28 protein-coding genes are annotated in these 24,115 nt (G+C 71.1%); 13 read left to right on the top strand and 15 right to left on the bottom strand.

Going from position 1 to position 24,115, the window contains the following annotated elements; genetic code table 11:
• Positions 1-13: 13 nt before the first annotated feature.
• Together recA and ACFSC0_RS01930 are read left to right on the top strand one after the other, a co-directional pair.
• Complete coding sequence (gene recA / locus ACFSC0_RS01935) at positions 14-1,081, top strand: recombinase RecA (RefSeq protein ID WP_377281034.1); 1,068 nt, start codon at positions 14-16, stop codon at positions 1,079-1,081.
• A 445-nt stretch (positions 1,082-1,526) separates the two neighbouring features.
• Positions 1,527-2,372 (top strand): MBL fold metallo-hydrolase, encoded by an 846-nt coding sequence (locus ACFSC0_RS01930; protein ID WP_377281035.1) that lies wholly within the window; start codon positions 1,527-1,529, stop codon positions 2,370-2,372.
• A gap of 23 nt (positions 2,373-2,395) precedes the next feature.
• Here the strand turns inward: ACFSC0_RS01930 and ACFSC0_RS01925 are convergent, their stop codons facing one another.
• Positions 2,396-3,037 (bottom strand): glutathione S-transferase family protein, encoded by a 642-nt coding sequence (locus ACFSC0_RS01925; protein ID WP_377355048.1) that lies wholly within the window; start codon positions 3,035-3,037, stop codon positions 2,396-2,398.
• 281 nt (positions 3,038-3,318) lie between these two features.
• Between ACFSC0_RS01925 and alaS the strand changes: the two genes are divergently transcribed.
• Positions 3,319-5,967: an alanine--tRNA ligase gene (gene alaS, locus ACFSC0_RS01920; RefSeq protein ID WP_377281037.1), complete on the top strand. Its 2,649-nt coding sequence runs from the start codon at positions 3,319-3,321 to the stop codon at positions 5,965-5,967.
• Positions 5,968-6,012: 45 nt separating this feature from the next.
• On the opposite strand, the gene ACFSC0_RS01915 is transcribed toward alaS, so the two are convergent.
• The 5 genes from ACFSC0_RS01915 to ACFSC0_RS01895 form a co-directional block, all read right to left on the bottom strand.
• On the bottom strand, positions 6,013-6,972 hold the full coding sequence (locus tag ACFSC0_RS01915) for a phosphotransferase family protein (protein WP_377281038.1): 960 nt from the start codon (positions 6,970-6,972) through the stop codon (positions 6,013-6,015).
• 219 nt (positions 6,973-7,191) lie between these two features.
• Positions 7,192-7,920, bottom strand: a complete 729-nt coding sequence (locus ACFSC0_RS01910; protein WP_377281039.1) for a carbon-nitrogen hydrolase family protein — start codon at positions 7,918-7,920, stop codon at positions 7,192-7,194.
• A 3-nt stretch (positions 7,921-7,923) separates the two neighbouring features.
• Entirely contained in the window at positions 7,924-8,778 is an 855-nt protein-coding gene (locus tag ACFSC0_RS01905) for an arylamine N-acetyltransferase family protein (RefSeq protein ID WP_377355046.1), read from the bottom strand.
• Complete coding sequence (locus ACFSC0_RS01900; protein WP_377281041.1) at positions 8,775-9,161, bottom strand: VOC family protein; 387 nt, start codon at positions 9,159-9,161, stop codon at positions 8,775-8,777. Before ACFSC0_RS01900 ends, ACFSC0_RS01905 begins: the two co-directional genes overlap by 4 nt.
• Positions 9,162-9,222: 61 nt before the next feature.
• On the bottom strand, positions 9,223-10,137 hold the full coding sequence (locus tag ACFSC0_RS01895) for an AEC family transporter (RefSeq protein WP_377281042.1): 915 nt from the start codon (positions 10,135-10,137) through the stop codon (positions 9,223-9,225).
• A 64-nt stretch (positions 10,138-10,201) separates the two neighbouring features.
• Between ACFSC0_RS01895 and ACFSC0_RS01890 the strand changes: the two genes are divergently transcribed.
• On the top strand, positions 10,202-10,801 hold the full coding sequence (locus ACFSC0_RS01890; protein ID WP_377281043.1) for an O-methyltransferase: 600 nt from the start codon (positions 10,202-10,204) through the stop codon (positions 10,799-10,801).
• Here the strand turns inward: ACFSC0_RS01890 and ACFSC0_RS01885 are convergent.
• The 3 genes from ACFSC0_RS01885 to bla form a co-directional block, all read right to left on the bottom strand.
• On the bottom strand, positions 10,779-11,324 hold the full coding sequence (locus ACFSC0_RS01885) for a DUF2939 domain-containing protein (protein ID WP_377281044.1): 546 nt from the start codon (positions 11,322-11,324) through the stop codon (positions 10,779-10,781). The genes ACFSC0_RS01890 and ACFSC0_RS01885 overlap by 23 nt on opposite strands.
• A 281-nt stretch (positions 11,325-11,605) precedes the next feature.
• Positions 11,606-12,832, bottom strand: a complete 1,227-nt coding sequence (locus ACFSC0_RS01880; RefSeq protein ID WP_377281045.1) for an NADP-dependent isocitrate dehydrogenase — start codon at positions 12,830-12,832, stop codon at positions 11,606-11,608.
• Positions 12,833-12,926: 94 nt separating this feature from the next.
• Complete coding sequence (gene bla, locus ACFSC0_RS01875; RefSeq protein WP_377281046.1) at positions 12,927-13,934, bottom strand: class A beta-lactamase; 1,008 nt, start codon at positions 13,932-13,934, stop codon at positions 12,927-12,929.
• Between the two features lie 51 nt (positions 13,935-13,985).
• Here bla and ACFSC0_RS01870 point away from each other — a divergent pair, with 51 nt between their 5' ends.
• The 3 genes from ACFSC0_RS01870 to rpsD all read left to right on the top strand — a co-directional run bounded on the left by ACFSC0_RS01870 (position 13,986) and on the right by rpsD (position 16,644).
• Positions 13,986-14,756 (top strand): RNA methyltransferase, encoded by a 771-nt coding sequence (locus ACFSC0_RS01870; RefSeq protein WP_377281047.1) that lies wholly within the window; start codon positions 13,986-13,988, stop codon positions 14,754-14,756.
• The gene (locus tag ACFSC0_RS01865) at positions 14,753-15,874 is read left to right on the top strand and encodes an NAD(P)H-dependent flavin oxidoreductase (protein ID WP_377281048.1); all 1,122 of its coding nucleotides are present in this window, start codon (positions 14,753-14,755) and stop codon (positions 15,872-15,874) included. Before ACFSC0_RS01870 ends, ACFSC0_RS01865 begins: the two co-directional genes overlap by 4 nt.
• A gap of 152 nt (positions 15,875-16,026) precedes the next feature.
• Positions 16,027-16,644, top strand: a complete 618-nt coding sequence (gene rpsD / locus ACFSC0_RS01860; protein WP_377281049.1) for a 30S ribosomal protein S4 — start codon at positions 16,027-16,029, stop codon at positions 16,642-16,644.
• A gap of 64 nt (positions 16,645-16,708) precedes the next feature.
• Here the strand turns inward: rpsD and ACFSC0_RS01855 are convergent, their stop codons facing one another.
• Complete coding sequence (locus ACFSC0_RS01855; protein WP_377281050.1) at positions 16,709-17,590, bottom strand: LysR family transcriptional regulator; 882 nt, start codon at positions 17,588-17,590, stop codon at positions 16,709-16,711.
• 52 nt (positions 17,591-17,642) lie between these two features.
• Here ACFSC0_RS01855 and ACFSC0_RS01850 point away from each other — a divergent pair, with 52 nt between their 5' ends.
• Genes ACFSC0_RS01850 through ACFSC0_RS01835 form a run of 4 tightly spaced genes read left to right on the top strand, consistent with a single transcriptional unit; the run spans position 17,643 to position 19,598 of the window.
• A complete protein-coding gene (locus ACFSC0_RS01850; protein ID WP_377281051.1) occupies positions 17,643-18,083 on the top strand; it encodes a nuclear transport factor 2 family protein in 441 nt (146 codons plus the stop codon).
• Positions 18,084-18,114: 31 nt separating this feature from the next.
• The gene (locus tag ACFSC0_RS01845; protein ID WP_377281052.1) at positions 18,115-18,675 is read left to right on the top strand and encodes a helix-turn-helix domain-containing protein; all 561 of its coding nucleotides are present in this window, start codon (positions 18,115-18,117) and stop codon (positions 18,673-18,675) included.
• A 5-nt stretch (positions 18,676-18,680) separates the two neighbouring features.
• Positions 18,681-19,199 carry a GNAT family N-acetyltransferase gene (locus tag ACFSC0_RS01840; RefSeq protein WP_377281053.1) on the top strand — a complete coding sequence of 173 codons (519 nt, stop codon included), beginning with the start codon at positions 18,681-18,683 and terminating at the stop codon, positions 19,197-19,199.
• 39 nt (positions 19,200-19,238) lie between these two features.
• Positions 19,239-19,598: a hypothetical protein gene (locus ACFSC0_RS01835; protein WP_377281054.1), complete on the top strand. Its 360-nt coding sequence runs from the start codon at positions 19,239-19,241 to the stop codon at positions 19,596-19,598.
• A gap of 32 nt (positions 19,599-19,630) precedes the next feature.
• Here the strand turns inward: ACFSC0_RS01835 and ACFSC0_RS01830 are convergent, their stop codons facing one another.
• The 5 genes from ACFSC0_RS01830 to ACFSC0_RS01810 form a co-directional block, all read right to left on the bottom strand.
• Positions 19,631-20,050 carry an acyl-CoA thioesterase gene (locus tag ACFSC0_RS01830; protein ID WP_377281055.1) on the bottom strand — a complete coding sequence of 140 codons (420 nt, stop codon included), beginning with the start codon at positions 20,048-20,050 and terminating at the stop codon, positions 19,631-19,633.
• Positions 20,047-20,391: a Grx4 family monothiol glutaredoxin gene (gene grxD, locus ACFSC0_RS01825; RefSeq protein WP_377281056.1), complete on the bottom strand. Its 345-nt coding sequence runs from the start codon at positions 20,389-20,391 to the stop codon at positions 20,047-20,049. Before grxD ends, ACFSC0_RS01830 begins: the two co-directional genes overlap by 4 nt.
• Before the next feature lie 91 nt (positions 20,392-20,482).
• Positions 20,483-21,379 carry an aldo-keto reductase family protein gene (locus tag ACFSC0_RS01820; RefSeq protein WP_377281057.1) on the bottom strand — a complete coding sequence of 299 codons (897 nt, stop codon included), beginning with the start codon at positions 21,377-21,379 and terminating at the stop codon, positions 20,483-20,485.
• Between the two features lies 1 nt (position 21,380).
• Positions 21,381-21,614, bottom strand: coding sequence for a BolA family protein (locus tag ACFSC0_RS01815; protein WP_377281058.1), 234 nt, complete (start codon positions 21,612-21,614; stop codon positions 21,381-21,383).
• Between the two features lie 218 nt (positions 21,615-21,832).
• Positions 21,833-23,071 carry a serine hydrolase domain-containing protein gene (locus tag ACFSC0_RS01810; RefSeq protein ID WP_377281059.1) on the bottom strand — a complete coding sequence of 413 codons (1,239 nt, stop codon included), beginning with the start codon at positions 23,069-23,071 and terminating at the stop codon, positions 21,833-21,835.
• A gap of 84 nt (positions 23,072-23,155) precedes the next feature.
• On the opposite strand from ACFSC0_RS01810, the gene ACFSC0_RS01805 reads away from it, so the two are divergent.
• Together ACFSC0_RS01805 and ACFSC0_RS01800 are read left to right on the top strand one after the other, a co-directional pair.
• Positions 23,156-23,638 (top strand): CinA family protein, encoded by a 483-nt coding sequence (locus ACFSC0_RS01805; RefSeq protein ID WP_377281060.1) that lies wholly within the window; start codon positions 23,156-23,158, stop codon positions 23,636-23,638.
• 123 nt (positions 23,639-23,761) lie between these two features.
• On the top strand, positions 23,762-24,061 hold the full coding sequence (locus ACFSC0_RS01800; protein WP_377281061.1) for a GIY-YIG nuclease family protein: 300 nt from the start codon (positions 23,762-23,764) through the stop codon (positions 24,059-24,061).
• The last annotated feature ends 54 nt before the right edge of the window (positions 24,062-24,115 follow it).

Raw genomic sequence — 24,115 nt, 5'->3', positions numbered from 1 at the left:
GAGGCTCATCAGGATGAGTCAGTCAGCGTTGAAGCTCGTGGCCAGAGAAGACGGAGATAAGCAGCGCGCCCTGGAGGCGGCCCTGGCGCAGATCGACCGGGCCTTCGGCAAGGGCTCGGTGATGAAGCTGGGCGACAAGGGCAAGGTGGTGGAGATCGAATCGGTCTCGACCGGCTCGCTCGGCCTCGACCTGGCGCTGGGCATCGGCGGCCTGCCCAAGGGCCGGATCGTCGAGGTCTACGGGCCCGAGAGCTCGGGCAAGACGACGCTCGCCCTGCATGTGGTCGCCGAGGTGCAGAAGGCCGGCGGCACCGCCGCCTTCGTCGACGCCGAGCACGCGCTCGACCCCTCCTACGCCCACAAGCTCGGCGTCAACCTGGACGACCTGCTGGTCTCCCAGCCCGACACCGGCGAGCAGGCGCTGGAGATCACCGACACCCTGGTGCGCTCGGGCGCGGTGGACGTGATCGTGATCGACTCGGTCGCGGCGCTGACGCCCAAGGCCGAGATCGAAGGCGAGATGGGCGACAGCCTGCCCGGCCTGCAGGCGCGGCTGATGAGCCAGGCGCTGCGCAAGCTCACCGCCTCCATCTCCAAGGCCGGCACCCTGGTCATCTTCATCAATCAGATCCGGATGAAGATCGGCGTCATGTACGGCAGTCCGGAGACGACGACCGGCGGCAACGCCCTGAAGTTCTACGCCTCGGTGCGCCTCGATATCCGCCGCACCGGCTCGGTGAAGGTGCGCGACGAGATCATCGGCAACAACGTCCGCGTGAAGGTGGTCAAGAACAAGGTCGCCCCGCCGTTCCGCGAGGTCGAGTTCGACATCATGTACGGCGAGGGGATCTCGAAGCTGGGCGAGATCATCGACCTGGGCGTCAAGGCCGGGGTGATCGACAAGTCCGGCTCGTGGTTCTCCTACAATTCCCAGCGGATCGGACAGGGCCGCGACAACGTCCGCGAGTTCCTGAAGAACAACCCGGACATCGCCGCCGATATCGAGCGGGCCGTGCGGGGCAACGCCACCAAGATCGAGGAAGAGCTCCTCGTCGGCGGCCCCGAGGGCGACGAGGACTAGGGGCGCCGGCGAGCGGCGCCGCCGCTCGCCCGCCCTTCCGGGACGAAATCTCCTCCCCGCGGAGATCCCGCCGCAGCTGCATTCCGAAGACCTGCCGGGCGCTACCGCCAACCCCGTCCGGCCGGCTCTCCAAGACCCCGCGCAGCCTGCGGCGGGAAAGGGCGTTCGCCTCCTGCAAGGGCGGACGCCCTTTCTTTTTGGCCGCCAGGCGGCGGTCGGCGGCGGACCGAGGCGGCCCGGCGCCAGATCCGATCCCCGGTTCGGCACGCCAAAGGCCCGGCCGACGGCTACAATCGCCTCGACAGATGCTGAAAGGGCCGCCATGCCCCCCACAAGCAGACGCCTTGTCGCCGGCTGCGCCTTCGCCGCGGCCATGTTGCTCGGCTGGCCTCTGGGCATCTGGCCTCGGTCCGAAGCGGCCCCGGCGGCGTCCAGGACGCAGATCGTGCTCCTCGGGACGGGAACGCCGAGCCCGGATCCGGCGCGGTCCGGTCCGGCGACCGCGATCGTCGTCGATGGAACGCCCTACCTCGTGGACTTCGGTCCCGGAGTCGTCCGACGGGCCGCCGCCGCGGCCGAGAAGGGGGTGAAGGGCCTGTCGGTCGTCAATCTTCGGGTCGTCTTCCTCACCCACCTCCACTCGGACCATACGGCGGGCTACCCGGACCTCATCCTCACGCCGTGGGCGGTGGGCCGGCGGCATCCGCTCGAGGTCTACGGCCCAAAGGGGCTCCAGGCGATGACGGAGCACATCCTCGAGGCTTACCGCGAGGACATCCGGATACGCCTCCGGGACAAGGCGGCGTTGGGGGCGCTGGACCAGCTGGACGGCTACAAGGTGAACGCCCACGAGATCGGGCCCGGCGTCGTCTACAAGGACGAGAAGGTCACGGTGAAGGCGTTCCTGGTCGAACACGGGGACGTGCCGCAGGCGTTCGGATTCCGCTTCGAGACCCCGGACCGCACCATCGTGATCTCTGGCGACGCAGCGCCCAGCCAGAGCGTCGTCGACAATTGCAACGGCTGCGATGTGCTCATCCACGAGGCCTACAGCCTCATGACCTACCGCAATGTCTCGCCTCCCTACCAGTCGTACCGGCGAAGACACCACACCTCCTCGACGGAGCTGGCGGAGATAGCCAAGAGGGCCAGGCCCGGCCTGTTGATCCTCTATCACCGGGCGAACCCGGGCGGCGTGGGTCGTCCCAATCCGGAAGAGGCGTTGTTGCAGGAGATCCGGCGAACCTACGACGGAGCCGTCGTGACGGGCCACGACCTGGACGTGTTCTGACGTCGCAGGCGCGGCCTCCGTCTTCAGGGGACGTCGGGCCGCGCGTGCGCCGCGTACGCGGGCCGGCCCAGGAGCCGCCGGTGGTAGGCTTCCACCGCCGGCAACGGCGGCCGCTCCATCGGCGTGGCGCGCCAGCGATGCACGGAGAGTCCGACCACGACGTCGGCGAGGGTGAAGCGCTCGCCCGCCACGAAGGCGCCGGTCCTGGCCAACCGCGCCTCGAGGATCCCCATCGCCGCGCGCCAGCGCCGCGCGCCGGCGGCGATCTCGTGCGGGTCCGTGTAGGCCGGATCGCGCCGGCCCAGCGCCATGAAGACGTATCGCCAGGCGCCGTTCAGCTCCGTGGCCTGCCAGTCCATCCACATCTCGACGCCCGCCTGGGCCGCCGGCTCGGCGGGCAGCAGGTCGGTGCGCCCGTGCTTGCGGGCGAGATAGCGGCAGATGGTGTTGGACTCCCACAGCACGCCCGCCTCGTCCTCGATCACCGGCACGAGGCCGTTGGGGTTGAGGCGCAGGAACTCCGGCGTGCTCGCCGGCGCCTCCGGGCTCGCCCACTGCGGCTCGTGCGTGAACTCCAGGCCGATCTCGGCGGCCGTCCACAGCACCTTGCGCACGTTGATCGAACTGGGGCGGCCGAGGATGCGGAGCATGGGGGTCCCTGTCATGTCGCGCCAACTAGCGCGTCATCCCGGACGGCCTGCAAGGGGCGGTCGCCGAACCGGCCGGTGAGAGGTTGCGCCCGACGGCCACGACCTGTCACCCGCCCCGGCGCTCCGAACGGTGACAGGCAGCGCCGGGCCGGCGCAACCCGTCACCGCATGCGATGGGCGACCCGCCGCCCCTTTTCCTTTGTCGCGCCGCAGCAAATTTCGTAGAGCAGCCGCGGTTCTTATTCCCTGACGCCGCGGGTGCGCGCCTGCGGCCGAAGGCTTACATAGACGCTTCCATGGCCAGCCTGAACGACATCCGCAGCACCTTCCTCGACTACTTCAAGTCGAAGGACCACCTGATCATCCCCTCGTCGCCCCTGGTGCCGAAGGACGACCCGACGCTGCTGTTCGTCAACGCCGGCATGGTGCCGTTCAAGAACTACTTCACCGGCGCCGAGGCCCCGCCGGCTCCGCGCGCAGCCTCGTCGCAGAAATCGGTGCGCGCCGGCGGCAAGCACAACGACCTGGACAACGTCGGCTACACCGCCCGCCACCACACCTTCTTCGAGATGCTGGGGAATTTCTCCTTCGGCGACTACTTCAAGGAAGGGGCGATCGAGCACGCCTGGGCGCTGCTGACCAAGGAGTTCAAGCTCGACCCGGACCGGCTGCTGGTCACCGTCTACCACACCGACGACGAGGCCCACGGCCTGTGGAAGAAGATCGCCGGCCTGCCGGACGAGCGGATCATCCGCATCGCCACGGCCGACAACTTCTGGTCCATGGGCGACACCGGCCCGTGCGGGCCCTGCTCGGAGATCTTCTACGATCACGGGGCGCACATCGCCGGCGGCCCCCCGGGCAGTCCGGACGAGGATGGCGACCGCTTCGTCGAGATCTGGAACCTCGTCTTCATGCAGTACGAGCAGTTCCTGGACGGCTCGCGCGTGGACCTGCCGCGCCCGTCGATCGACACCGGCATGGGGCTGGAGCGGATCGCCGCGGTCATGCAGGGCGTGCACGACAACTACGATGTCGACCTGTTCCGGGCGCTGATCCAGGCCAGCCGCGAGGCGGTGGGCGGCGCCGGCGGCGGGGCGAACGGGCCCTCGCACCGGGTCATCGCCGACCACCTGCGCTCCACCAGCTTCCTGATCGCCGACGGCGTCAGCCCCTCCAACGAAGGCCGCGGCTATGTGCTGCGCCGGATCATGCGCCGGGCCATGCGCCACGCCCACCTGCTGGGCGCGGAGGAGCCGCTGATGCACCGCCTGGTGCCGGCGCTCGTCGAGCAGATGGGCGCGGCCTATCCCGAGTTGAAGCGGGCCCAGCCCGTGATCGAGGAGACCCTGCGCCAGGAAGAGGAGCGGTTCCGCCGCACCCTCGGCCGTGGCATGGCCCTGCTCGACGAGGCGACGGCCAAGCTGGAGGCGGGCGGCGTCCTCTCCGGCGAGACCGCTTTCAAGCTCTACGACACCTATGGCTTCCCGCTGGACCTGACCCAGGACGCGGTGCGCGCCAAGGGCCTGACCGTCGACCTCGACGGCTTCGAGGCGGCCATGCGCGAACAGCGCGAGCGGGCGCGCGAGGCCTGGACCGGCTCCGGCGCCGTCGCCCAGGCGGCCGAGTGGTTCGCGATCCGCGACCGGCTGGGGCCGACGGTGTTCAGCGGCTACGACCAGATCGAGGACATGGGCGAGCTGCTGGCCCTGGTCGATCAGGGCCAGGAGGTCGACGAGGCGCAGGCCGGCCAGACCGTGCAGGCGATCTTCGACCGCACCCCCTTCTACGCCGAGAGCGGCGGCCAGGCGGGCGACCAGGGCGAGGCCGAATGGCCCGGCGGCCACGGCCGCATCCTCGACGTGCAGAAGCAGGCGGGCGACCTGCACGTCCACGTGCTTCAGGTGCTCGAAGGGGTGCTGAAGCCCGGCGCGCGAGTGCGGCTGGCGGTGGACGCCGAGCGGCGCGCCTCCACGCGCTCCAACCACTCGGCCACCCACCTGCTGCACGCGGCGCTGCGCAACGTCCTCGGCCACCACGTCTCCCAGAAGGGGCAGATGGTCGACGGCGAGCGCATCCGCTTCGACTTCAGCCACGGCCAGCCGCTGACCGCCGAGGAGATCGACCGGATCGAGGCCGAGGTGAACGCGGTGATCCGCCAGAACCTGCCGGCCAAGACCGAGGTGATGGCGCCGGAGGCGGCGATCGAGGCCGGCGCCATGGCCCTGTTCGGCGAGAAGTACGGCGACACCGTCCGCGTGCTGACCCTGGGCCAGGCCCTGGGCGGCGAGGGCGCCTATTCGGTGGAGCTGTGCGGCGGCACGCACGTCTCGCGCACCGGCGACATCGCCCTGTTCAAGATCGTCTCCGAAGGCGGCGTGGCCGCGGGCGTGCGCCGCATCGAGGCGCTGACCGGCGAAGAGGCGCGCCGCTTCCTGCTCGAGCAGGCGGCGGTGGCGCGGGGCCTGGCCGAGCAGTTCAAGGTCCCGGTCTCCGAAGTGGCGGCCCGCGTCGAGGCCCTGGAGGCCCAGCGCCGGCGGCTGGAGAAGGAGCTCGGCGAGGCCAAGCGCCAGCTGGCCATGGGCGGCGGCTCGGGCGGCGGCGGCGGGGCGGTCGAGGAGGTCGGCGGCGTTCAGCTGCTCGCCCGCGTCATGGACGGCGTCGGCGGCAAGGACCTGCGGCCCATCGCCGAGGAGTTCAAGAAGCAGGTCGCCGACGGCGTCATCGCCCTGGTGGGCGTCGCCGACGGCAAGGCGGCGGTGACCGTCGCCCTGACCGGCTCGGCCAAGGACCGGCTCAGCGCCGTCGACCTCGCCAAGGCGGCGGTCCAGGCGATGGGCGGCCAGGGCGCGGGCGGCCGCCCCGACTTCGCCCAGGGCGGCGCCCCCGACGGCTCCAAGGCCGCCGAAGGCGTCGCCGCGGTCAAGGCGGCGCTGGCCGGCTGATCGAGCACGCCTCCTCTCCCGGTTCGCGGGAAAGGAAGGCGCGGCTCAGGAGGCCCGGGCCATCTCGTGCAGGTCCCGGAGCAGGCCCCCGGGGCCGGTCGGCGAACCGGGATCGGCGCCAAGAGCTGTGAGCCAGTTCCACATCGTCACCCTGTGGAACAGGGTGTAGAGCCACAGCGCGCGGTCCGGGTCGCTGTGGTCGATTGGGCCATAGCCTTCCATCAGCGGGACAGAGCTGCGCGGGTCTTCGTGCTTGGAGCAGAACAGCGCTTTGGCCAGATCCATGAGGGCGTCGCCGGCGCGGGCGTTGCCGAAGTCGATCAGGCCGCTCAGGCGCAGCCGGCCCGCCTCCTCGCGCACGAAGAGGAGGTTGCCGGGATGGAAGTCGTCGTGACAGAGGACGGGTCCAGCGCTCTCGGCCATGAGGTCCATTCCACCCTGCAGGATCTGCTCGAGTTCGCGAGCCAGTCCGACGTCGCCGCCGAGGCTGCGGAACTTCCGCAGGGCGCCTTCGATCGCCCCGGCCATGTAGATGGCGTTGGTCGGTTTGGGATCGCTGACGCCCTCGTCGAGGATGTAGCCATAGGCCGGCATCGGGACCCGGTGCACCCGCCTCAGCAGCGCGCCCATCTGGCGATAGGCGTCCTCAAGGTCCGGGGCTGAAAAGTAGCTCCTGAGGTCGGACCCCGCCGTCCAGGTGAAGACCGCATAGACCAGCGGCAGCAGGGTTCGGCTCTCGTCGAAGCGGACGAGCCGCGGCGTAGGCACATCGAGAGCGCCATCCATCCAGCCGGCGACCAGCACCTCCTTCCTGGGCCCCCATTTCGGCGCGTCCGGGTAGACCTTGAGGACCACGGGCGAGGCGTCCTGCAACTCCAGCCGAAAGAGCTCGCTGCCGCCGCCGGTCAGAGGCGTCACGCCGGCGAGCGTAGGGCTGCCTGGAAGGCCGCGAACGATCGCGTCCGCGGCGGCGGCGTCCAGGTCGAAGGAAATACGGTGGCCCATCCCGGTGCGCCCTCAGCCGCCAGTCGGACCCGAGCGAATACCACAGGTCCGTGACCTTCCAGCGGCGATCGGCGGCGACGGCGAACTGGCCGGCGGAGTGAGGCGGCGTGGTCTCGTCCCCCTCCGTCATCGCCGGGCTTGTCCCGGCGACCCAGCCCGGCTCCGGCTCACCAGGATGGCTGGCGGGCATGAAGCCGGCCATGACGGAGGAAGGGGCGCTCAGGCCGGCAGGTCGAACACCAGCAGGCCGGGCTCGCCGAGCGGCAGCTGGGCGGCGACGGCCCCGGCGGGATCGAGGACGGCGGTGGGGCCCCAGGCGATGCGGCCGTCGCGCTCGCCGGTGACGTCGGCGGAGAGGAGCCACAGGCCGGTCTCGCGGCAGCGCGCGCCGCGGGCGCGGTTGTGTTCGTGCTTCCAGATCTCGGCGGCCGCACGCGGCATCATGTTGTTGGCCGGGCAGACGATCAGCGCGGCGCCGGAGTCGGCGACCTTGCGGGCCGCTTCGGGGAAGTTGGTGTCGTAGCAGATGTTGACGCCGAACCTGACGCCGGCGGCCTCGAAGGCGGGACAGTCGTCCCCCGGGGTGAAGGTGCGCTCGCCGCCGAGCAGATGGCTCTTCCGGTAACGGCCGAGGAGCGTCCCGCCGCGAACCACGGCGGCGGTGTTGAAGAGGCGGCCGGCCTCGAGCTCAATCAGGCCGAGGATGACGGTCGGGCCGTCCCTCGGCAGGCGATCGAGCACGGCCTCAAACGCGGATGAGGACAAGTCGAAGGCGCAGCGGCGGGCTGCGCGCTCCTCCGTGAGGTAGCCCTGCAGATAGCCTTCCGGGAAACAGAGCAGCGCGGCGCCGCGCGCCTGCGCCTGCGCGATGGCCGCGGCGGCGTAGGCGAGGGCGCCCTCGACGTCTTCGATGAACTCCGGCGTCTGGGCGGCGGCGATGCGGACCACGGGTCAGCCCGCGGCCGGGGCGAGGCTCGCCTCGTGCTGGGCGCAGATGCGCGGCCACAGGTCCGCGGCCTCCGGCAGATCCAGGCCGAACAGATCCTGGAGCAGGGCCACGTACTGCGCGGCGCTCTCCACCGGCTGCTCCTCGGCCCGGTCCGGCCAGATCCGGCGCAGGGTGCGGTTGCGCAGGAGGACGATGCCGTCGGGCGTGTGCCGCTGGACGATGGCGTGCTGCACGAAGACCGAGGTCGGCGAGGTCTGCAGCTGGGCGCACTTGCCGGCCAGCTCGGCCTCGTCGGCGGGCTCCAGCCGCACGTCGAAGCTGCGCGGGGCGAAGCGGTGGTTGCGCATCCGCCACCAGCCGTCCTCGGTCCGCTCGCGGCCGAACGCGAAGCCGCGCTGATGGTACGGCCCCTCGCCCGGCTGGAAGGGTTCGATCGGCCCGTCGCCGTAGCCCACGTCTGCGAGCCAGGTCTCGTCGAGGTCGACCTTCAGCACCAGATGGCTGGCGTGGTTGGCCGCGCCCAGCGCCTCGCGCATCACCGCGCCGGCCAGCCGCGCCACGGGAAAGCCGATGGCTTCCAGCACGAGGCCGAAGGCGCCGTTCATCTCGTAGCACCAGCCGCCGCGCCGGCGCCGGACGATCTTGTCGAACGCTGCGGCCGGGTCGGTGGTCAGCGGCCGCCCGAGCTGGACATCCAGGTTCTCGTAAGGGACCGCCAGCAGGTGCGCCCGATGCAGGGCCCTGAGGGTGGGAAGGTCCGGCGCGAGCTCGCCCGCGTAGCCGATGCGGGCGAGATAGGCGTCAAGGTCGATGCCGCTCATCGGCCGAGCCTCGCCGTCGACGGCCCATGAGGTCAAGCCGCATCGGCCTTGGCGAAGACGCAGATCTTGTTGCCGGTCGGATCGCGGAAGTAGGCGCCGTAGAAGCTCTTCGAATCCTCCGGCCGCGGGCCGGGCGCGCCTTCGTCCGTCCCCCCGGCCGCCAGGGCCGCGGCGTGGGCGGCGTCCACGGCGGCGATGTCCCGTGCGCGCAGGGCGAGCATGATCCCGTTCCCGGCCCGCGCCGGCTGGCCGTCGAACGGCGGGCAGATGTAGAGGTTCTGGCTCTCGCCCTTCGGGCCGTAGCCGGCCCAGCCGCCTTCGAAGAAGCCGCGCTCGTAGCCGATGGCGCCCAGCACCTTGTCGAAGAAGGGGAGGGCGGCCTCGACGTCGTGGGCGCCCAGGGTCACGTAACCGATCATCGCGTCATCTCCTGTCCGAGGACGAACCTAGCGGCCGGGAGAGAACAAATCAAGAACGCCTTCACGCCAGCAGGTGCGCCGCCAGCGTCAAAGTGAAGGCCGAGATCACCGTGCCGATCGCCACCGCCTGGGCGGCGGGCCGGGCGAAGACGTCGGCCGCACGGGTCTGGATGAAGACGTTCACCGCCGTCGGACAGGCGGCGAGCAGCACCGCGACGGCCAGCAGCTCCGGCGTGGTCCCGGCGGCGGCGAGCGCCAGCCAGACCAGGAGCGGCGCCAGGGCGAGCTTGAGGACCAGCGCGGCGCCCAGCGGCCCGAGTTCGGGCCGTCCCGGCAGCGCGCGCTCGCGGCCGATCAGCCCGCCGAGGGCGACCAGCGCCACCGGACTGGCGGTCGCCGCGACCAGCGCGAGCCCGCCGGCCGCCGTCTCGGGAAGGCGCAGACGCAGCGTCGAGAGCATGAGGCCGATCCCCGCCCCGACGACGGTGGGGTTGAGCAGCACCCGCCGCAGCCCGCGCCAGGCCGGCTCATCGCGGCCGCCCTGCAGCACGGCGACGCCGATCCCCAGCAGCAGGATGAAGTCCACCGCCACGATCGCCGCCGCCGGCGCCCGGGCCTCGGCGCCCAGCACCGAGACCGCCAGTGGCGCGCCGAGGAAGGCGGTGTTGCCCACTGCGGCCACCAGCGGAACGCCCGCCCGAGCTTCCGCCGGCCAGGGGCGCGCCCGTCCCGCCAGGAGCGCCAGCCCCAGCACCGCGCCCATCGCCGCGGCGTAGACGGCCAGCGCCCGCGCCAGGCCGGCGTCCGGCGGCGGGGCCGTTCCCAGCCAGCTGACCAGCAGGGCCGGAAAGCCGATCCAGTAGGTGTAGGCGGACAGCCATCGGCCCACCCGCTCGTCGAGGATTCTCAGCCGCGCCAGCACCGCGCCGGCCGCGATCAGGGCGAAGAAGGGGGCGATGCGGACGGCGAGCTCCATTGACGAACCCATAAGCGTCGGAGCTTGGCCGTGCTAGCGTGGCCGCGGGGGCGGAGACGAGACGATGGACGAGCGTGTCGAGGCCGTGCTGGCCGAGTATCACGAGCGGGCCGCCCGCGAGGCGCAGGACCCCGAGCTGTCCCGCGACGAGCGGCTGCTGCCCGTGGGGCCGGAGGTCGGCCGGTTCCTCAACGGGCTGATCAAGGGCGCGAAGGCGGCGCGCATCCTGGAGATCGGAACCTCGTATGGCTACTCCGGCGTCTGGTTGGCCGAGGCGGCCGCGGCGATCGGCGGCCAGGTGATCTCGCTCGACCTGGCCGACTACAAGCAGGCCTACGCCCGCGAGCGGCTGGAGCGGGCGGGCCTGGCCCAGGTGGTCGAGCACCGCAGCGGCGATGCGCTGGAGCTCATCCCGGCCCTCGAGGGCCACTTCGACTTCGTCCTGCTCGACTGCTGGAAGGACATCTACGTCCCCTGCCTCGACCGCTTCTTCCCCAAGCTCGCCAAGGGCGCGATCGTCGCCGCCGACAACATGCTGCAGCCGGTCTCAGCGCGCGAGGACGCGCTCGCCTACCGCCGGGCGGTCCGGGCCAGGCCCGGCGTCTCCTCGGTGTTGCTGCCCCTCGGCTCCGGGATCGAGCTCAGCCGGCTGGACGACCTCTAGCGACCGCGGCGGTGGACTCCTCCGGCAGGTCCACGTGGGTCAGCTTCCAGGTGAAGAGGCCGCGGCGCTGGAAGGTGAAGGTCACCTCCCGCGCGGGCGCGCCCTTCGGGTGGACCGCGAACCGCACCCGGCGGAAGCCCCAGTAGTCGAGCGCAGGGAAGGGCGGCCGGGCGCCCGGCGCGGGGGGCGCCCCCGGGTCCGCCATGGTCAGGGCGTGCAGGCCCTCGGGCGTCAGGTGGCGGTCCACGGCCGGCGGCGCGGGGCGGATCGGGTCGATGGCCCGCTTCAGCGCCCCGATGGGATCGCGCCAGGGATCGGGCGGCGGGCCGGGCGCGACGGCCTCGGAAAGCTGCGGCTTCAGGCTGGCCCGCACGGCCGGATAGTCCACCAGCTCGGCCAGCGCCTGGGCGTCCTGCGCTGCGGCGGCTTCCCTGAGCGCCCGGAATGCGAACCAGGGCGCGGCCAGGAAGGCCAGGGCGAGGAACGCTGCAACCAGCGCCAGCAGGGTGGAGACGCGCGGCATGGAGTGGAAACGCCGCCCGCGCGACGGCGATGCTTTCCTCCCCCTACCTCCCCCGCGAAGCGGCGGGAGGGGGACCAGTCGCCGAAGAGCGACTGGTGTAGGGGGCGGGCCGCAGGCGCTGTCTTTGGGGCCACCCAGCAACGCAGGAAGCACGGGTCGCAGCGGAGAGGCCGAGCGCGGGGCTCGCCCCCTCCACCCCCCGCTCTTCACCCGGCTTGCGCCGGGTTCGGCGGGCGGTCCCCCTCCCGCCGCTTTCGCGGGGGAGGTAGGAAAAAAGCGGCCTACGCCGGCTGCTTCTGGGACAGCGCCTTGTCGAGGTTGGCCGCGACCTTGTCGAGGAAGCCCTCGGTGGTCAGCCAGCCCTGGGTGTCGCCGACCAGCAGGGCCAGGTCCTTGGTCATCGAGCCGCTTTCGACGGTCGAGACGCAGACCTTCTCCAGGGTCTTGGCGAAGTGGGCGAGCTCCTCGTTGCCGTCCAGCTTGGCCCGGTGCTCCAGGCCCTGGGTCCAGGCGAAGATGGAGGCGATGGAGTTGGTCGAGGTCGACTCGCCGCGCTGGTGCTGGCGGAAGTGGCGGGTGACGGTGCCGTGGGCGGCCTCGGCCTCCATGGTCTTGCCGTCGGGCGTGATCAGCACCGAGGTCATCAGGCCGAGCGAGCCGAAGCCCTGGGCCACCGAGTCCGACTGCACGTCGCCGTCGTAGTTCTTGCAGGCCCAGATGAAGCCGCCCGACCACTTCAGCGAGGCGGCGACCATGTCGTCGATCAGCCGGTGCTCGTAGGTGATGCCCTTTTCCTTAAACTGGGCGGCGTAGTCGCTCTCGTAGATCTCGGCGAAGATGTCCTTGAAGCGCCCGTCGTAGGCCTTGAGGATGGTGTTCTTCGAGGACAGGTAGAGCGGATAGTCCCGCTGCAGGGCGTAGCGGAAGCAGGCGTGGGCGAAGTCCCGGATCGAGTCGTCCAGGTTGTACATCGCCATGGCGACGCCGCCGCCCTTGTAGTCGTAGACCTCGTGCTCGATCGTCTCGCCGTTCTCGCCTTCCCAGGAAATCTTCAGCTTGCCGGGGCCGGGGACGCGGAAGTCGGTGGCGCGGTACTGGTCGCCGAAGGCGTGGCGGCCGATGATGATCGGCTGGGTCCAGCCCGGCACCAGGCGCGGCACGTTCTTGCAGATGATCGGCTCGCGGAAGACGACGCCGCCCAGGATGTTGCGGATCGTCCCGTTGGGGGACTTCCACATCTTCTTCAGGCCGAACTCCTCCACCCGGGCCTCGTCCGGGGTGATGGTGGCGCACTTGACGCCGACGCCGTGCCGCTTGATCGCCTCGGCCGCGTCGATGGTGACCTGATCGTCCGTCGCGTCGCGGTGCTCGATGCCCAGGTCGTAGTAGTCAAGCTGGATATCCAGATAGGGGAAGATCAGCTTGTCCTTGATCCACTTCCAGATGATGCGGGTCATCTCGTCGCCGTCGATGTCTACGACGGGACCTGCGACTTTGATCTTGGCCATAGGCGAGGGGCGCTCCTGGCTTTCGTTTGAGGGGAAATGTCGCCCGCGCGTATAGCGGGCCAAGGCGGGAGGGGGAAGGGCGCCGGCGCAGCTCTCAGCCCGCCTCGTCGATCAGCGCCCGCGTGACCTGCGCCAGCACCGCCTCGCAGTCCGCCAGTTGGGCGCGGCAGCCGCTCATCAGGACGGCGATCGCATAACGCCGTCCATTGGGAAGGGTGGCGATTCCCACGTCGTTCACCACCGGACTCATGCCGAGGTCCGGCCTCGCGGTGCCGGTCTTATGGGCCAGGCTGGCCCCCTCCGGCAGGCCGGCGGCGATCCGGCGGGGCCCGGTGCGGCTCTCGCCCAGGATCTGCATCAGCAGCTGGCTGGAGGGCTTCGACAGCAGCTCGCCCGCCGCCAGCCGGCTCAGGAAGTCGATCATGCCATGGGCGGTGGCCGTGTCGCGCGGGTCGGCCAGGAAGGCCTCGAGCGCCGCCCGCCGTTGCGGCTCCGGCACGGCGGCGATGGGCGCGGCGTCCTTCCATGCCGGCCGGAAGGAGGCCAGGCCCGCGATCTCCATCTGGATCTCGCGTTCGTAGCGGTCGATGCGGATCCCGCGGATCCGCTGGGCGTCCAGCCAGGCCGTGACGGCGCCGGGCCCGCCGATCCGCTTCATCAGCACGTCGGCGGCGGTGTTGTCGGAATCGCGCACCGCCCGGACCAGCAGCTCGCGTACGGTGTAGCTGCGGACCGCGGGCCAGGCCCGGGAGATGGCGCTGAGCTGGGGCGAGAGGTCCTCCTCGCCGATCGTGACCACCTCCTCGAGCGACAGCCGCCCGGCGTCGACCTCGGACAGCACGGCCGCGGCCAGCGGCGCCTTGAAGACGCTCTGCATCGGCATGGGCGTGTCGCCGTAGTGGCTCCAGACCTCGGCGTTCCCCAGGTCCATGAAGGCGACGGTCACCCGCGCCGGCGCGGCCTCTTCGACAATCGCCGTGACCTTGCGGTTCATCGCCTGCATGTCGAAGCGCGGGTCGAGCTCGGTGGTGCGCTGGGGGCCGCATCCGACCAGCGAAACGGCCGCAACGAGACAGGCCAGCAGCAGCGGTCGAAGGGTCAACGGCCTCGCACTCCCTTGCGCGGCCAAGGACCGCAGAGGAAAAGGCCCGCCATGTCCCGCGCGCCCGCCGTGATCCTAGACGCCCCGCAGATGGGGGAGAACATCGGCGCCGTCGCGCGCGTGATGGCCAACTTCGGCCTGGAGGACCTGCGCCTGGTCAATCCGCGCGACGGCTGGCCCCAGGAGCGGGCCTGGGCCGCCGCTTCGGGCGCCCACTGGCCGCTCAACGCCGCTCCGGTGCACGCCTCCGTCGCCGAGGCGATCGGCGACCTGCAGCTGGTGTTCGCCGCCACCGCCCGGCCGCGCGAGCTGGCGCTTCCCGTGCTGACGCCCCGGCAGGCGGCCGCCGAACTCGCCAAGGCGGCGGCGTCGGGAATCGCCACGGGCCTGCTGTTCGGCGGCGAGCGCGCGGGCCTGGAGACGGCAGACATCGCGCTCTGCCAGGCGGTGGTGACCATTCCCATCGACCCCAAGTTCCGCTCCCTCAACCTCGCCCAGGCGGTGGCGATCAACGCCTATGAGTGGCGGCTGACCCAGGACGAGCAGGCGCCGCCGGCCTTCCGGCCCGGTGCGCCGCCGGCCAGCCACGAGGCGCTGATGGGCCTCTACGAGCACCTGGAACGCGAGCTGGAGGCGGGCGGGTTCTTCCATCCGCCGGAAAAGACCGCTTCGATGGTCCAGAACTTGCGGGCGGCCCTGGGCCGCGCGGCCTTCACCGACCAGGAGGTCCGCACCCTGCGCGGCGTCGTGACCGCCCTGGCGCGCGGCCGCGGCAAGGTTCTGGAAAAGCTCGCCCGGCGCGAGAAAGGAGACGAGGCATGAGCCTGAAGGACATGCTGGACAGCCTGCCGATCGCCATCGTGCAGGCCCCGATGGCCGGCTCCTCGCCGCCGCAGATGGCCCAGGCCGTGCGCGAGGCCGGCGGTCTCGGCTTCCTGGCGCTGGCCATGACCCCGCCGGACGAGATCGAGGGCCAGGTGGAGGCCTTCCGCGGCCGTTCGGCCGCCCCCTTCGGCGTCAACCTGCAGATGGCCCCGGAGGTCAGCCCGGACCCGGCCGAGGTGGAGACCGCCATCGCGCGGCTGAAGCCCTGGTACGAGGCGGTGGGCGCCGAGCCGCCGTCGCCGCCCAACCGCTACAGCCTCGACTTCAAGGCCCAGCTCGCCGCGCTCACCCGCGCCGCCCCGCCGGTGGCCTCCTTCACCTTCGGCGTGCTCTCCAGGGCCGAGGTCGCGGCCCTGAAGGAGGCGGGGACCTACGTCGTCGGGACCGCCACCACGGTCGCCGAGGCCCGAGCCTGGGCCGAGGCGGGCGCCGACGGGATCTGGGCCCAGGGCCTGGAGGCCGGCGGCCATCGCGGGACCTTCCTGAAGCCGGTCGAGGAAAGTCTGGTCGGCACGCTGGCGCTGGTCGCCACCATCCGGGCCGCCGTCGACCTGCCGGTGATCGCCGCCGGCGGAATCATGGACGGGCGCGGCGTCGCCGCCGTGCTGGCGCTCGGCGCCTCGGCGGCCGGCATGGGCTCGGCCTTCCTGCTGGCCGAGGAGTCCCTGATGGGGCCGGTCTGGCGCAAGGCGGTGTCCGAGGCCGGCGACGATCCCACCGCCCTGACCCGCGCCTTCACCGGCCGCCACGCCCGCGGGGTCGAGAACCGCTTCATGCGCGAGATGAAGGCGGTGGAGGACGAGGTCCCCGCCTATCCCGTGCAGTACCGCCTCTCCCAGCCGCTGCGCGCCGCCGCCGAGAAGGCGGGCGATCCCGGCGCCATGCCGCTGTGGGCCGGGCAGGGGATCGGCCTCGCCCGCACCGGCGGGGCCGGCGCGCTGGTGAAGCAGTGGTGGAACGAGGCCCGCCAGGCCGCCGCCGAGGTCTCCGCCCGCACCCGCGGCGGGCCGGGCGGGGTTGCGGCCATCGAGACCGATCCCGAGGCCGGCTGTTGACTCCAAGGGCTCCGGCGCCCATAACCCGCCCCTTCACGCCGCCGGGACCCCTCGGCGGCGTCGAAACGCATACGGGTGACGCGAGCGCCGCCGTTGAGATCGCCTTCCCGCTGATGGGGAGGCCGGCCCGCGTCGAGTAGAAGAGACGATCTATGACCAAGCGCCATAGCGCCAAGTACAAGCTCGACCGCCGGATGGGCGAAAACATCTGGGGTCGTCCGAAGTCCCCGATCAACTCCCGCGCCTACGGCCCCGGCCAGCACGGCCAGCGCCGCAAGTCCAAGGTGTCGGACTTCGGCCTGCAGCTGCGCGCCAAGCAGAAGCTGAAGGGCTACTACGGGAACCTGACCGAGAAGCAGTTCAGCCGCATCTACCAGGAGGCCGCCCGCCGCAAGGGCAACACCTCCGAGAACCTGATCGCGCTGCTGGAAAGCCGGCTGGACGCCATCGTCTACCGCGCCAAGTTCGTGCCGACCCCCTTCGCCGCCCGCCAGTTCGTCAACCACGGCCACGTGCTGGTGAACGGCAAGCGGGTGAACATCCCCTCCTACCGGGTTAAGCCGGGCGACGTGGTCACCGTGCGCGAGCGTTCGCGCAACATGGCCCTGGTGCTGGAAGCGCTGCAGTCGTCGGAACGCGAGATCCCCGACTACATCGAGGTGGGCGACAAGGGCATGAGCGCCCGCTTCGTCCGCGCGCCGGAACTGGCCGAAGTGCCGTACCCGGTGAAGATGGAGCCGAACCTGGTCGTCGAGTTCTACGCCTCCTAAGGCGGCGGACCCGATCCGAATTGCCGAAGGCCCGGGAGCGATCCCGGGCCTTTTGCTTTGCGCCTCAGGCGGCGGCGCGGCTCAGCGTCCGCCGCAGCCACAGCGAGGCGGGATCGGCGATGTGGGCGGCGGGATAGAGCAGCCACTGCCGGTCGGGGTCCTGCGGGATGGCCAAGCCCTGGGAACCCAGCCCGAGGGCGCCGACCATGCGGCTGGGCAGGATCGCCACCAGCTTTCGGCGCTGAAGCAGCTGCGCGGCCATCAGGTAGTGCGGCACGGTCACGGCGATGTTCCGCGATAGGCCATGCTCGGCCAGCCACCTGTCCACCGGATCGACAGCGAGGCCCGCCGGCACGACGGCGACATGGTCGAGCTCCAGCACGTCCGGGCCCGCCGGCGCACCCCCGGCGAAGGCCAGCACGTCCACGTCCTCGTTCAGCGGCTCCATCCGCATGCGCGGGTAGAAGCCGGGCTCGGTGGTGATCACGAAGTCCACCTCCGCGTCGGCCGGCCCGCCAGAGAGCCAGGGCCGCAGGTGGAGGCGGCAGCCGGGCGCCTCGGCGGCGAAGATCTCCAGCAGCCTCGGCAGCAGATAGGCCGCGACGACGTCGGGCAGCACGCCGCGGAAAGTGCGCTGCGCGCTCGCCGGGTCGAACGCCTGCGGCGCCAGCAGTTCGGCCGCGGCCGCCAGCAGCTCGGCGAGCGGCGCCTTCAGCGCCTGCGCCCTGGGCGTCAGCTCCATGCGCAGCCCCACCCGGACCAGCAGCGGGTCGCCGAACACCTCCCGAAGGCGGCCCAGGATGCGGCTCATCGCCGGTTGGGACAGGGCCAGCCGTTCGGCCGCCGCGCCGACGCTCCTGGTCTCCAGCAGCGCGTTCAGCGGCGCGAGCAGATCGAGCCGGCCGCGAAGTCGATCAATATCCTGCATGTGATGCTTCCGGAACATGCATTCGGATCATGTTCCCGTGCATGTCACGTTCGGCGCGAAGGAGAAAGCCATGACCGCCGAAGCCAACAAGGAGACGGTGCGCGCCATCTACGCCGCCATGGAGCGCGGGGACCTCAGCGCCTTCCGGGACAGCGTCCATCCGGATTACGTGTGGCGAAAGCCCGCTCTCAGCAGCTGGGCCTGTGAGCTGAAGGGCCAAGAGGCGATCCAGCGGGAGCTGATCCGGCCCCTCTTCGCGCTCTTCGCGTCGCCATACACGGCCCGGGCGATCAACCTGGTCGCCGAGGGCGACCAGGTGGTGGCGGAGGTGCGCGGCGACGTCGCGACCAAGCAGGGGCCGCGATACACCAACCACTACTGCTTCATCTTCCGCTTCCGCGACGGGAGGATCGCCGAGGTGGTCGAGTACAGCGACACCGATCACGAGGAGCGGGTGCTCGGAAGCTATCCCGACGCGGTGGCCGCGTACCGGGCGAAGACGCCGGCTTGACTCATCTCAAAAGTGAGAGAAATTCTCTCTCATGGTCGAGGTGGATGCTATCGAGGATCGGCTGGCGCAGCGTCTGGCCGAGCTGCGCAAGGGCCGGGGCTGGTCGCTGGACGAACTGGCGGGGGTGAGCGGCGTCAGCCGGCCGACGCTCTCGCGGCTCGAGCGGGGGGAGGTGAGCCCGACCGCCCAGGTGCTGGGGCGCCTGGCCGCCGCCTTCGGCATCACCATGTCGCGCCTGCTGGCGGAGGTGGAGGGCCAGGGCGCGGCCCTGGTGCGCGCCGCCGACCAGCCGGTCTGGACCGACCCGGAGACTGGTTTCCGACGCCGGGGCGTTTCGCCGCCCGCGCCGGGCCTGGCCGCCGAGATGATCGAAGGCGAACTGCCGGCGGGCGCGCAGATCCGCTACCCGGCCAGCCCGCGGCCGGGGCTGGAGCACCACCTGTACCTGCTGGCGGGCGGTCTGGAGCTGGAGGTCGAGGGCCAGGCGCACCGGCTGGCGGCGGGGGACGCCTTGCGCTGGCGGCTCTACGGGCCGAGCCGGTTCCTGAGCCTGGGGCCGGGACCGGCCCGCTACGTCCTGGCGCTGGTCTAGACCCCATGCAGATCGAACAACTGACCCCCGAGGCCATGGCCGCCGAGATCGAGGCGCTGGCCGACGTCCTCCATGCCTGCGTCCTGGACGGGGCGAGCATCGGATTCGTGCTGCCGTTCGCGCCCGCAGAGGCCGCCGGCTTCTGGCGAAAGGTGCAGGCGGAGGTCGCAGACGGCGGCACGCGCATCTGCGTCGCGCGCCTGGAGGGCCGCCTCGTCGGCTGCGTCCTCCTCCAGCTCGCCGCCAAGCCCAACCAACGCCACCGGGCCGACATCGCCAAGCTGCTCGTCCACCCGGCCGCGCGCCGCCGCGGCCTGGGCCGGGCGCTGATGCAGGCCGCCGAGGCCTGCGCCCGCCTGGAGGGGCGGACCCTGCTGAACCTCGACACCCGCACCGGAGACCCCTCCGAGGCGCTCTACCGGTCCCTGGGCTTCGAGCTGATGGGGATCGCCCCGGCCTATGCGCGGCATCCTGTCGCCGACGTGCTGGAAGACTGCAGCTTCATGTTCAAGCGCCTCGCCTGAGGGCTTCCAGGGCCGGCGGGCCTGTGGCCAAGTCGACGGATGAACCGCCGATTCCTGCTCGTCGCCGGCCTGCTGCTGCTCGGCGGGTGCGCGACCACGCCGCCGCCGATCGTGGCGCCCGCCGGCGCGCCGTTCCAGGAGCTGGAGCCGCTGCTGGCCGCCCGCGCGGGCGGCGAGGCGCTGACCATCACCGTCGTCTCGAACGGCTGCACCAAGAAGGAGGACTTCGCCTTCTTCCTGGAGCGCCACGGCGAGGCCGTCCGGCTCGCCTTCGGGCGCAAGCGGATCGACGTGTGCAAGGCCGCGCCCAGCCCGGTCGACATCACCTTCACCTTCGCCGAACTCGGCGTCGGCCCCCGCTCGCCGGTGTTCCTGCTCAACCCGCTCGAGGCGCTCTGACCTCTCCCCGCGATGGGGGGGAGAGGTCTTTTTCAGGTGAACAGCTCGACCATCCACGCCGGCACGCGGCGCGGGCGGCGGCTTTCCACGTCCACCAGGCACCAGACGGTGCGGGCCTGGGCGCACATGACGCCGTCCGGTCCGTCGATGCGCACGAAGCGGTCGAAGCGTGGGCCTTCCGCGGCTTCGGCGACCCATGTGCGGGCGGTGGCGGTCTCGCCCAGCAGCAGCTGGCGGCGGTAGTCGACCTCGTGGCGCAGCACGACCCAGGCCCAGGCGCCCTTGGCGTCCTCGGGCGCGCGGGCCTCCCAATGGGCGATCGCCATCTCCTGCGCCCAGCGCAGGTAGACGACGTTGTTCACGTGCCCGTTCTCGTCGATGTCCGACGGCTCGGGCGTGTAGCTGCGGGAAAAGACCTGGCGACCGGATGGCGGCTCGATCGCCCGGCTCACTCGGCGAGGACGCCCTGGTCCTTGAGGGAGCTCTTCAGCTCGCCGGACTGGAACATCTCGCGGACGATGTCGGCGCCGCCGACGAACTCGCCCTTCACGTAGAGCTGCGGGATGGTCGGCCAGTCGGTGAATTCCTTGATCCCCTGGCGCAGTTCCTCGTCCTGCAGCACGTCGACGCCGACGAAGTCGACGCCCAGGTGGTCGAGGATCTGGACGACCACGGCGGAGAAGCCGCAGCGGGGCTGTTCGGGCACGCCCTTCATGAACAGGACCACCGGGTTCTCCTGGACGGTCTTGGCGATGAAGTCCTTGGCGCTGGTGGCGGCGACGGTCTCGGTCATGGCGGATGCGCGCCCTTTCGGCGGTGAGATCTTGCAGGCCCTGAGCTAGGGAGCCGCGGGGCCCGGGTCAAGGCGAGGCGGCGTCGCGGGCTCAGGCGCGCTGGGCCTGGGCGGCCTCGCGCGCGCCGAACCGGGCCATCTCGATCTGGGCGACGACGCCGGTGGGCAGGTCCCGCTCGGCGACGGCGGCCAGGCGCTCGACGGCGGCGGGCGTCAGGGTGTCGATCTGCACCGTGGCGAAGGCCGGCTCGGTCAGGGCGTAGCCGAGGCAGAGCTCCTCGGGCAGCCAGCCGCGGGTGTCGTGCAGGAAGTTGTAGGTCCCGACGCCGGCCAGGGGCTCGGCCGCGCGGCGCAGCAGCCCGGCCGCCTTCTGCTGTTGCTGCACCGGGCGGCACAGCTCGGCGGGGATGGCGTCGTAGGCGATCACCGCCATGTCGGCCTCGGCGGCGTCCTTCACCCGCCGGCGCGTGCGGCCGTCGGAGATGAGGCTGAAGGGGGAGGCGAGGGCGTCGAAGCCGCCCCTGCGCACCGCCTCGTCGGTCGCCGGCCCGTCGCCTCGGATTCCGCTGTGGACCACGAGGCCGGCGCTCTTCAGGTCGCCGAGCAGGGCTTCGGCGTCAGGCGTCAGCGACTGGAGCGCGGCCTCGTCGAACATGACGAGGTCGAAGTATCGGGCCGAAGTGAGGGCCAGGGCCTGGCGGACGGTCTGGCCGAGGGCGCCGGCGTCGAGGGCCCCGCCGCCGGCCTCGCCCCGGATCCGCCAGGTCAGGAACAGCAGGCCGCGGTCGACCGCCTGCAGGGCTTCGCTGACGCCCCGGGCCAGGGTCTCCGAGCCGGAGACCAGCTCGAAACAGTTGATGCCGCACTCCATGGCCCCGAACAGCACGCCCCGCCAGGCCTGCGGCGTCGGCGCGGCCGTGGTCTCGGTGAGGACCAGGCTGACGGCCGAGACGGCCTTTCCCGAGGCGCCGAAGGGGCGGTAGCGCATGTCAGGTCGGAGCCGCGGTCTCGAGGGCGAGCGCATGCAGCTCCCCGCCCATGCGCCCCTTCAGGGCTGCGTAGACCATCTGGTGCTGCTTCACCTTGGGAATCCCGGCGAAGGCCGGCGAGACGATGCGCGCGCGATAGTGGTCGCCGTCGCCGGCCAGGTCGGTGACCTGGATGTCGGCGTCGGGGAAGGCCTCGCGCAGGCAGCTCTGAAGTTCACTCATGGGCATCGGCATCGGCGACGCGCTCCATACGAAGGCCAGTGTTGCGGCCGGAGAGTTAACAATCGCCTCACCATGTGGCCAGGAGTCAGACCTCTCCCCGAGAAGCGGGGAGAGGGTGGGGTGAGGGGGCCCGGAGCGCAGCGCAGGGCCTCCAGCCTTCGCGCGGCTCCGAGGTCGGGACCTCCCTCACCCAACCCTCTCCCTCCGAGAGCGGAGGGAGAGGTCCAGGATCAGTCCACGATCGATGCGTAGATGATGCTCTTCAGCTGGCCGCGGAAGTTGAAGGCGCCCGAGGGCATCAGCTGGGTCATGAAGACCACGGAGAGCTCTTCCTTCGGGTCGACCCAGAAGATGGTCGAGGCCGCGCCGCCCCAGTAGTAGTCGCCGGCCGCGATCGAGCCGGCCTGCACCGGGTCCAGGGTGGAGGCGAAGCCGAGGCCGAAGCCGACGCCCTCGTTGGCCGTCTCTGAGAAGGAGCCGATGGCCATCTCCGTCAGGTCCTTGCCGTCCTTCAGGTGGTTGCGGTGCATCAGCTCGACGGTGCGGGGGCCGAGGATCCGCGCCCCGTCCAGCTCGCCGCCCCGGCGCAGCATCTCGCAGAAGCGCATGTAGTCGGCGCTGGTGCCGGTCAGGCCGCCGCCGCCGGAGAAGAACACCGGCTCCTTCAGGTAGTCGGACTTCGTCGGATCGTCGATCAACTGCAGGCTCTTGTCGGGCGCGCGGCGGTAGCAGGCGGCGAAGCGGTCGGCCTTCTCGGGCGTGACGTGGAAGGCGGTGTCCACCATGCCCAGCGGGCCGAAGATGTTCTCCTGCAGGTATTTGTCGAACCGCTGGCCGGAGATGATCTCCACCAGGGCGCCGCAGACGTCGGTGGAGAGCGAGTACATCCACCGCTCGCCCGGCTGGTAGCGCAGGGGCACGTCACCGAGCTTCTTCACGAAATCCCGCAGCGTCTCGTCACGCCCGCGGCGCACGCCCTTCTCGGCGTAGACCTTGTCCACCGGGTGGCCGGCGTCCGGCGCGCCCAGCGCCACCAGGGCCGAGCCGTAGGTGATGCCGCCGGTGTGGCAGAGCATGTCGCGCATCGAGACCGGCCGCTTCGGCGGCTCGGTGACCATGTCGGCGCCCTGGCCGCTGACCCAGACCTGGTGGTTCTTCCACTCGGGGATGAAGCGGCTCACCGGGTCGTTCAGCTGGAAGTAGCCCTTCTCGTAGAGCTGCATGAGCGCTACGGAGGTGATCGGCTTGGACATCGAATAGATGCGGAAGATGGCATCCTCCGCCATCGGCCGGGACCGCTCGCGGTCCATGTTTCCGAAGGACTTGAAGTAGGCCTGGTGGCCGCGCCGGTTGATGGCGATCTGGCAGCCGGCGATCTTGCCCGGCGCGATGTAGTTGCGCTCGATGTGTTCGTCGATCCGCGTCAGGCGGCCAGCGTCGAGGCCGGTCCATTGCGACTGGGCGTCCATCAAATCCTCCGGAAGTATGGGCTGTGCTTGTTATTGGCTCCATCATGGGCCGGGACAGGGCGCAAAGCCAAGCGAGGAGAGACCATGGACGAGCTGAAGCGACTGGCCGAGGACGTCGGCGCGCGGCTGAAGGAGGCCCGGCAGACGGTGGCGGTGGCCGAAAGCTCCTCCGGCGGCCTGATCTCGGCGGCCCTGCTCGCGGTCCCCGGCGCCTCGGCCTATTACGTGGCCGGGGCGGTGGTCTACACCGGCAAGGCGCGGATGCAGCTGCTCGACCTGCCGCGCGAGGCGGTGGAGGGGATGCGCTCGGCCAGCGAGCCCTACGCCCTGCTGCTGGCGAGAACCGCCCGCGAGCGCCACAACGCGACCTGGGGGATCTCCGAAACCGGCGCCGCCGGCCCCACCGGCAACCGCTACGGCGACGCCTCCGGCCACACCTGCATCGCCATCTCCGGCCCCGTCGAGATGGCCCTCACCATCGAGACCGGCGAGGACGACCGCTGGGCCAACATGCAGGCCTTCGCCGCGGCCGCGCTGGAACTGCTGAAGCGGGGGTTGGAGGGGTGAGTCCGGGGGCCTCACGAACTCCGCTCATCCCGGCGGAGGCCGGGACCCAGAATGGCGGATGCAGACCATCCGTATTTGCGCGTACGCATTTCCAGCCACAGCCAAGGCTGGTAAGTTCTTGTTGTGTTCTACACCTACATCATGGCCAGCCAACGGAACGGAACCCTCTCCACGGGCTCTACCGACAACCTCCCCAAGCGGGTCTATGAGCACAAGGAAGCGGCCCGCCATGGCTTCACTCAGAAGTACGGCGTGACCATGCTCGTGTGGTTCGAAGGCCACGAGACACGCGCGGGCGCCTTCCGCCGCGAGCGGCAGATCAAGGAGTGGCGCAGGAAGTGGAAGCTCCGACTGATCGAGGAGCAGAATCCGACCTGGCGGGATCTGAACGATGACCTGAACAACCTGCTGCCGTTCAGCTGAACGGCCGCAAGGTGGCTGGAGGCTTGCACGTGCGAACCCGCGCAGGCTGAGCCC

It is taken from the genome of Phenylobacterium terrae (assembly GCF_042681205.1).
In the GTDB taxonomy this organism is placed as follows: domain Bacteria; phylum Pseudomonadota; class Alphaproteobacteria; order Caulobacterales; family Caulobacteraceae; genus Phenylobacterium; species Phenylobacterium terrae.
The sequence above is the reverse complement of the archived record's forward strand: the minus strand, read 5'-3'. Positions and strand labels throughout refer to the sequence as shown.